The organism is Bacillus proteolyticus, from assembly GCF_001884065.1.
Taxonomy (GTDB): Bacteria; Bacillota; Bacilli; order Bacillales; family Bacillaceae_G; genus Bacillus_A; species Bacillus_A proteolyticus.
The window spans coordinates 22,236-29,689 of record NZ_MACH01000021.1; the positions used below are offsets into that span (position 1 = coordinate 22,236).

The 7,454-nt window shown below is 35.8% G+C and carries 5 protein-coding genes; all 5 read left to right on the forward strand.

The genetic code is table 11. The annotated features are described in order from the left end of the window. Positions 1 to 86: 86 nt before the first annotated feature. Positions 87 to 1,232 carry a DNA polymerase III subunit beta gene (gene dnaN / locus BAQ49_RS03630; protein WP_071744229.1) on the forward strand — a complete coding sequence of 382 codons (1,146 nt, stop codon included), beginning with the start codon at positions 87 to 89 and terminating at the stop codon, positions 1,230 to 1,232. A 128-nt stretch (positions 1,233 to 1,360) separates the two neighbouring features. Then, the gene (yaaA, locus tag BAQ49_RS03635; protein WP_000835828.1) at positions 1,361 to 1,573 is read left to right on the forward strand and encodes a S4 domain-containing protein YaaA; all 213 of its coding nucleotides are present in this window, start codon (positions 1,361 to 1,363) and stop codon (positions 1,571 to 1,573) included. A gap of 12 nt (positions 1,574 to 1,585) precedes the next feature. Next, the gene (recF, locus tag BAQ49_RS03640) at positions 1,586 to 2,713 is read left to right on the forward strand and encodes a DNA replication/repair protein RecF (protein WP_071744230.1); all 1,128 of its coding nucleotides are present in this window, start codon (positions 1,586 to 1,588) and stop codon (positions 2,711 to 2,713) included. A gap of 38 nt (positions 2,714 to 2,751) precedes the next feature. Beyond that, positions 2,752 to 4,674, forward strand: a complete 1,923-nt coding sequence (gene gyrB, locus BAQ49_RS03645; protein WP_000435985.1) for a DNA topoisomerase (ATP-hydrolyzing) subunit B — start codon at positions 2,752 to 2,754, stop codon at positions 4,672 to 4,674. An 88-nt stretch (positions 4,675 to 4,762) separates the two neighbouring features. Further along, entirely contained in the window at positions 4,763 to 7,234 is a 2,472-nt protein-coding gene (gene gyrA / locus BAQ49_RS03650) for a DNA gyrase subunit A (protein ID WP_071744231.1), read from the forward strand. The last annotated feature ends 220 nt before the right edge of the window (positions 7,235 to 7,454 follow it).

Below are 7,454 nucleotides of genomic sequence, written 5' to 3' on the forward strand. Positions count from 1 at the left end.
ATATCCACAGGCCCTATTACTATTACTACTATTTTTTTATCTTTATTAAATAAATAAAATCTTATACTTACCGGAGGTTTTTCGTTATGCGTTTTACAATACAAAAAGACTATCTTGTAAGAGGTGTACAAGATGTAATGAAGGCAGTTTCTTCTCGTACAACAATTCCAATTCTTACAGGAATTAAAGTTGTAGCAACTGAAGAAGGAGTTACTTTAACAGGTAGCGATGCAGATATCTCTATCGAATCATTTATCCCAGTCGAAGATGCTGGAAAAGAAGTTGTTGAAATTGAACAATCAGGAAGTATTGTTTTACAAGCAAAATATTTTAGTGAGATCGTAAAAAAATTACCTAAAGAAATTGTTGAAATTTCTGTGGAAAATCATTTTATGACAAAAATAAAATCTGGAAAATCAGAGTTTAATTTAAATGGTTTAGATTCAGCTGAATATCCGTTACTACCTCAGATTGAAGAACATCATGTATTTAAGATTCCAACAGATTTACTTAAACATATGATTAGGCAAACAGTATTTGCAGTTTCAACTTCTGAAACAAGGCCGATCTTGACAGGTGTAAACTGGAAAGTATATAACAGCGAGTTAACTTGCATTGCAACAGATAGTCACAGACTAGCGCTTCGTAAAGCAAAAATTGAAGGGCATAATATTGCTGATGAATTTCAAGCCAATGTCGTTATTCCTGGTAAGAGTTTAAATGAATTAAGTAAAATCCTAGATGAATCTGAAGAAATGGTAGATATCGTTATTACGGAGTATCAAGTATTATTCCGTACAAAACATTTATTATTCTTCTCGAGATTGTTAGAAGGAAACTATCCAGATACAACACGTTTAATTCCAGCCGAGAGTAAGACAGATATTTTTGTGAATACAAAAGAATTTTTACAAGCAATTGATCGTGCTTCGCTATTAGCAAGAGATGGTCGTAACAATGTTGTTAAATTATCGACATTAGAACAACAAATGCTTGAGATTTCTTCAAATTCACCAGAAATCGGAAAAGTAGTAGAAGAAGTTCAATGTGAAAACGTAGATGGAGAAGAATTAAAAATATCTTTTAGTGCAAAATATATGATGGACGCATTAAAAGCTTTAGATAGTACAGAAATTAAAATTAGCTTTACTGGGGCGATGAGGCCGTTTTTGATTCGTACAGTAAATGATGATTCCATCATCCAATTAATTTTACCGGTACGTACTTACTAAGTAAGGATTGAGGGTTGCTAGTTTAAAGGTACTAGTGGCCCTTATTTGATTTTAGGGTATTACTTTCCTAATGCTAGTTTATTTAGTACAATGAAAGAATGAACACTTTCAGAAAGTGAGCGATTTTTATGAAAAGTATTAAGATTTCAACAGAATACATTACACTAGGACAATTTTTAAAGCTAGCTGATGTAATTGATACGGGCGGAGCTGTGAAATGGTTCTTACAAGAATATGAAGTGTACGTGAATCAAGAGCTTGAGAATAGAAGAGGTCGCAAGTTATATGCGAATGATATTATTGAAATTCCGGGAAGTGGAACTTTCCAAGTTCAGGCATAAAGGGGGATCCCTTTGTTTATTACAGAAATACAATTAAAAAACTATCGCAATTATGAAAAATTAGAGCTCTCCTTTGAGGATAAGGTCAATGTAATTATTGGTGAAAATGCACAAGGGAAAACAAATTTGATGGAAGCCATTTACGTATTAGCGATGGCGAAATCTCATAGAACCTCTAATGATCGTGAGCTTATTCGATGGGATGAGGATTACGGTCAAATCAAAGGTAGATTACAAAAAAGAAATAGTTCTTTGTCTTTAGAATTAAATATTTCCAAAAAAGGTAAAAAGGCAAAGCTAAATCAACTTGAACAACAAAAGTTAAGCCAATACATTGGTGAAATGAATGTTGTTATGTTTGCCCCAGAAGATTTAAATCTTGTAAAAGGAAGCCCTCAAGTAAGAAGACGCTTTTTAGATATGGAACTAGGACAAATAGCGCCCGTTTATTTGTATGAACTAAGCCAATATCAAAAAGTGCTCACGCAACGAAATCACTTGCTTAAAAAGATGCAAGGGAATAGTAAAAATGAGGAAACGATGTTGGATGTATTTACACTTCAACTCATTGAGCATGGTGCAAAAATATTGCGAAAACGTTTTGAGTTCTTGCATTTACTACAAGAATGGGCTGCGCCGATACATCGCGGGATTAGCAGGGGATTAGAGGAATTAGAAATCATCTATAAACCAAGCCTAGATGTATCAGAATCAATGGATTTGTCGAAAATAAAAGAAGTATACTATGAAAGTTTTCAATCTGTGAAACAACGTGAAATTTTCCGTGGTACAACTTTAATTGGTCCTCATCGTGACGATTTACAATTCTTCGTTAATAGTAAAAATGTTCAAGTCTTTGGTTCGCAAGGACAACAACGAACGACCGCACTGTCCCTAAAATTAGCTGAAATTGAATTGATTTACTCAGAAGTTAAGGAATATCCTATTCTTTTATTGGATGATGTATTATCAGAATTAGATGATTATCGTCAATCACATCTGTTAAATACAATTCAAGGAAAAGTGCAAACATTTGTGACAACGACGAGTGTCGACGGAATTGAACACGAAACATTAAAAGAAGCGAAAACAATTCATGTAATGAACGGCACGGTAGATTGTGAAATGGACAGGGCATAATCCCTGTTTAAATGGAAAAGTAGGTGATCTTTGTGTCAATGGAACAAAAGCAAATGCAAGAAAATGCATATGATGAAAGTCAGATACAGGTACTTGAAGGACTAGAGGCAGTTCGGAAACGTCCGGGTATGTACATTGGTACTACAAGTGGAAAAGGACTTCACCACCTTGTATGGGAGATTGTCGATAATAGTATCGATGAAGCCTTAGCGGGGTATTGCGATGAAATCAACGTTAGTATTGAAGAAGATAATAGTATTCTTGTAACGGATAATGGACGTGGTATTCCAGTTGGTATACAAGAAAAAATGGGACGTCCTGCAGTAGAAGTTATCATGACTGTCCTTCACGCCGGAGGTAAATTTGGCGGTGGCGGTTATAAGGTTTCTGGTGGTTTGCATGGTGTTGGTGCATCTGTTGTAAATGCCTTATCAACAGAACTAGAAGTATTTGTACATCGTGATGGAAAAATCCATTACCAAAAGTATGAAAGAGGTATTCCAGTTGCGGATTTAAAAGTCATCGGTGATACAGATAAAACTGGAACAATAACTCGCTTTAAGCCGGATCCAGAGATTTTTAAAGAGACGACAGAATATGAATTTGATACGTTAGCGACTCGTATGCGTGAATTGGCATTTTTAAATCGTAATATTAAATTAACGATTGAAGATAAGCGTGAACATAAGCAAAAGAAAGAGTTTCACTATGAAGGTGGAATTAAATCATATGTTGAACATTTAAATCGTTCAAAACAACCAATTCATGAAGAACCTGTATATGTAGAAGGTTCAAAAGATGGTATTCAGGTTGAAGTTGCGCTTCAATATAACGAAGGATATACAAATCATATTTACTCATTTACAAATAATATTCATACGTATGAAGGTGGTACACATGAGGTAGGATTTAAAACTGCCCTAACACGTGTGATCAACGATTATGGTCGTAAAAATAATATTTTAAAAGATGCGGATAGTAATTTAACTGGTGAAGATGTTCGTGAAGGTTTAACAGCAATTGTGTCAATTAAACATCCGAATCCACAATTCGAAGGACAAACGAAGACGAAACTTGGAAATAGTGAAGCAAGAACAATTACAGAGTCAGTATTCTCAGAGGCATTTGAAAAGTTCTTACTGGAAAATCCCAATGTTGCACGTAAAATTGTAGATAAAGGAACGATGGCAGCGCGTGCACGTGTAGCAGCTAAAAAGGCTCGTGAGTTAACTCGCCGAAAGAGTGCTTTAGAAGTTTCAAGTTTACCAGGGAAATTGGCAGACTGTTCTTCTAAAGATCCAGCAATTAGTGAAATTTATATCGTAGAGGGTGACTCTGCGGGTGGATCTGCAAAACAAGGGCGCGATCGTCATTTCCAAGCAATTTTACCGCTGAAGGGTAAAATTATTAATGTTGAAAAGGCACGCTTAGATAAGATTTTATCAAATGATGAAGTTCGTACAATTATTACGGCGATCGGTACAAATATCGGCGGGGACTTCGCTATTGAAAAAGCACGCTATCATAAAGTTATTATTATGACCGATGCCGATGTTGATGGTGCACATATTCGTACCCTATTATTAACGTTCTTCTATCGTTATATGCGTCAAATAATTGAGTGTGGATATATATATATCGCACAGCCACCTTTGTTTAAAGTACAACAAGGTAAGAAAATTCAATATGCTTACAACGATAAGGAACTTGAAAAAATCTTAGCGGAATTACCAGCTCAACCTAAGCCAGGGATTCAGCGTTATAAAGGTCTAGGAGAAATGAATCCAACTCAGTTATGGGAGACGACAATGGACCCGGAAGTTCGTTCATTACTTCAAGTTTCTCTTCAAGATGCAATTGAAGCAGATGAAACATTTGAAATTTTAATGGGAGATAAAGTAGAGCCACGTCGTAACTTTATCCAAGAAAATGCAAAATACGTGAAAAACCTTGATATTTAAATGAGTAATGACAGGAATCTAAGTATTCCTGTCTTCTACATATAAATCAATGTATGTGTAACGGAAATGTAAGAGGAGGTGCTCGTTGATGTCAGACAATCAACAACAAGCACGAATTCGAGAAATTAATATTAGTCATGAAATGCGTACCTCATTTTTAGATTACGCAATGAGTGTTATCGTATCTCGTGCATTACCAGATGTTCGTGATGGATTAAAACCTGTGCATCGTAGGGTTTTATATGCGATGAATGATTTAGGAATTACTGCAGATAAAGCGTATAAAAAATCAGCGCGTATTGTCGGTGAAGTAATCGGTAAGTATCACCCTCACGGCGATTCAGCTGTTTACGAGACGATGGTACGTATGGCGCAAGATTTTAGTCAACGTTATATGCTTGTTGATGGGCATGGTAATTTTGGTTCTGTTGATGGTGATTCGGCAGCAGCAATGCGTTATACAGAAGCAAGAATGTCTAAGATTTCTATGGAATTAATACGTGATATTTCAAAAAATACGATTGATTATCAAGATAACTATGATGGTTCTGAAAGAGAGCCAATTGTATTGCCAGCGCGTTTCCCTAATTTATTAGTGAATGGTACGACGGGTATTGCAGTTGGTATGGCAACAAACATTCCGCCGCATCAACTTGGTGAAGTAATTGATGGTGTATTGGCACTAAGTCATAATCCCGACATTACTATTGCGGAATTAATGGAGTTTATTCCAGGACCAGATTTTCCAACAGCAGGTTTAATTTTGGGACGAAGTGGGATTCGAAGAGCGTATGAAACAGGTAGAGGCTCTATTATGCTTCGAGCTAAAGTTGAAATTGAAGAGAAGTCAAATGGTAAACAATCTATTCTCGTAACTGAACTACCTTATCAAGTTAATAAGGCGCGATTAATTGAAAAAATTGCAGAATTAGTTCGTGATAAGAAAATTGAAGGTATTACGGATTTACGTGATGAGTCAGATCGAAACGGTATGCGTATTGTTATGGAAGTACGTCGTGATGCCAATGCCAATGTACTATTAAATAATCTATATAAACATACAGCACTTCAAACAAGTTTCGGTATTAATATGTTGTCTCTTGTAAATGGAGAGCCACAAGTATTGAATTTAAAACAAAATTTATATCATTACTTGGAGCATCAGAAGGTAGTAATTCGTCGACGTACTGCTTATGAATTAGAAAAAGCAGAGGCGCGTGCTCATATTTTAGAAGGATTACGAATTGCTCTAGATCATCTTGATGAAGTTATTACGTTAATCCGTAGTTCGAAAACAGCAGATATTGCAAAGCAAGGCTTAATGGAACGTTTCGGTTTAAGTGAGAAACAAGCACAAGCAATTTTAGATATGCGTCTGCAACGTTTAACAGGATTAGAACGTGAAAAAATTGAGCAAGAATATCAAGAGTTAATGAAGTTAATCGCTGAATTAAAAGCAATCTTAGCAGATGAAGAGAAAGTTCTTGAGATTATTCGTGAAGAATTAACGGAAGTAAAAGAGCGCTTCAATGATAAGAGACGAACGGAAATTACGATTGGCGGTATGGAATTTATTGAAGATGAAGATTTGATTCCAGAGCAAAACATTGCAATTACGTTAACTCATAACGGTTATATTAAGAGGTTACCAGCTTCTACGTACAAAACGCAGAACCGTGGTGGGCGTGGCGTGCAAGGAATGGGAACGAATGATGATGATTTCGTAGAACATCTATTGACTACTTCTACACATGATCATATTTTATTCTTCACTAATAAAGGTAAAGTATACCGTACGAAAGGATATGAAATCCCAGAGTATAGTCGTACAGCAAAAGGTATACCGATTATTAACTTATTAGGTGTAGATAAAGGGGAGTGGATTAACGCCATTATTCCAATTCGTGAATTTGGTGATGATCAGTTCTTATTCTTTACAACAAAGCAAGGTATCTCTAAAAGAACACCACTTTCGTCATTTGCAAATATACGTACGAATGGCTTAATTGCGATTTCTCTTCGTGAAGAGGATGAAGTAATCTCTGTACGCTTAACATCTGGTGATAAGGATATTATCGTTGGGACAAGCAACGGCATGCTAATTCGTTTCAATGAGCAAGATGTGCGTTCTATGGGACGTAATGCGGCTGGTGTAAAAGCAATTACATTAGGTGATGAAGATCAAGTTGTAGGTATGGAAATTGTCGAAGAGGATGTAAATGTTCTAATTGTAACGAAAAATGGTTACGGAAAGCGTACACCGATTGATGAATACCGCCTGCAAAGTCGTGGTGGTAAAGGTCTGAAGACTTGTAACATTACAGATAAGAACGGTAAATTAGTAGCAGTTAAGTCTGTAACAGGTGAAGAAGACATCATGCTAATTACAGCGGCAGGCGTTATTATTCGTATGCCAGTTGATCAAATCTCTCAAATGGGACGTAATACACAAGGTGTCCGTCTAATTCGTTTAGAGGATGAGCAAGAGGTAGCGACAGTAGCAAAAGCACAGAAAGATGAAGAAGAGGAATCTAATGAAGAGGTTTCTTCTGAAGAATAAGAGGGGGGATTTTTCCTCCTCTTATTTTTTTATAATAATACTTGCATAGTGATAGAAAAGTCTATATAATAGGCAGAGTCAGCAAATGAGAGATATAAATTATCTTAAAAAACTTATTGACGAAAATAATATACTATGATATATTATGAAAGTCGCTGAAACGCGATGTTGAACTTTGAAAACTAAACGAAACAAACAACGTGAAACGTCAATTTTTATT

Excerpts from the sequence above, each read along its gene's own strand:
- yaaA (WP_000835828.1), top strand. The coding sequence starts at position 1,361 with ATGAAAAGTATTAAGATTTCAACAGAATACATTACACTAGGACAATTT.
- gyrB (WP_000435985.1), top strand. The coding sequence starts at position 2,752 with ATGGAACAAAAGCAAATGCAAGAAAATGCATATGATGAAAGTCAGATA.
- dnaN (WP_071744229.1), top strand. The coding sequence starts at position 87 with ATGCGTTTTACAATACAAAAAGACTATCTTGTAAGAGGTGTACAAGAT.
- gyrA (WP_071744231.1), top strand. The coding sequence starts at position 4,763 with ATGTCAGACAATCAACAACAAGCACGAATTCGAGAAATTAATATTAGT.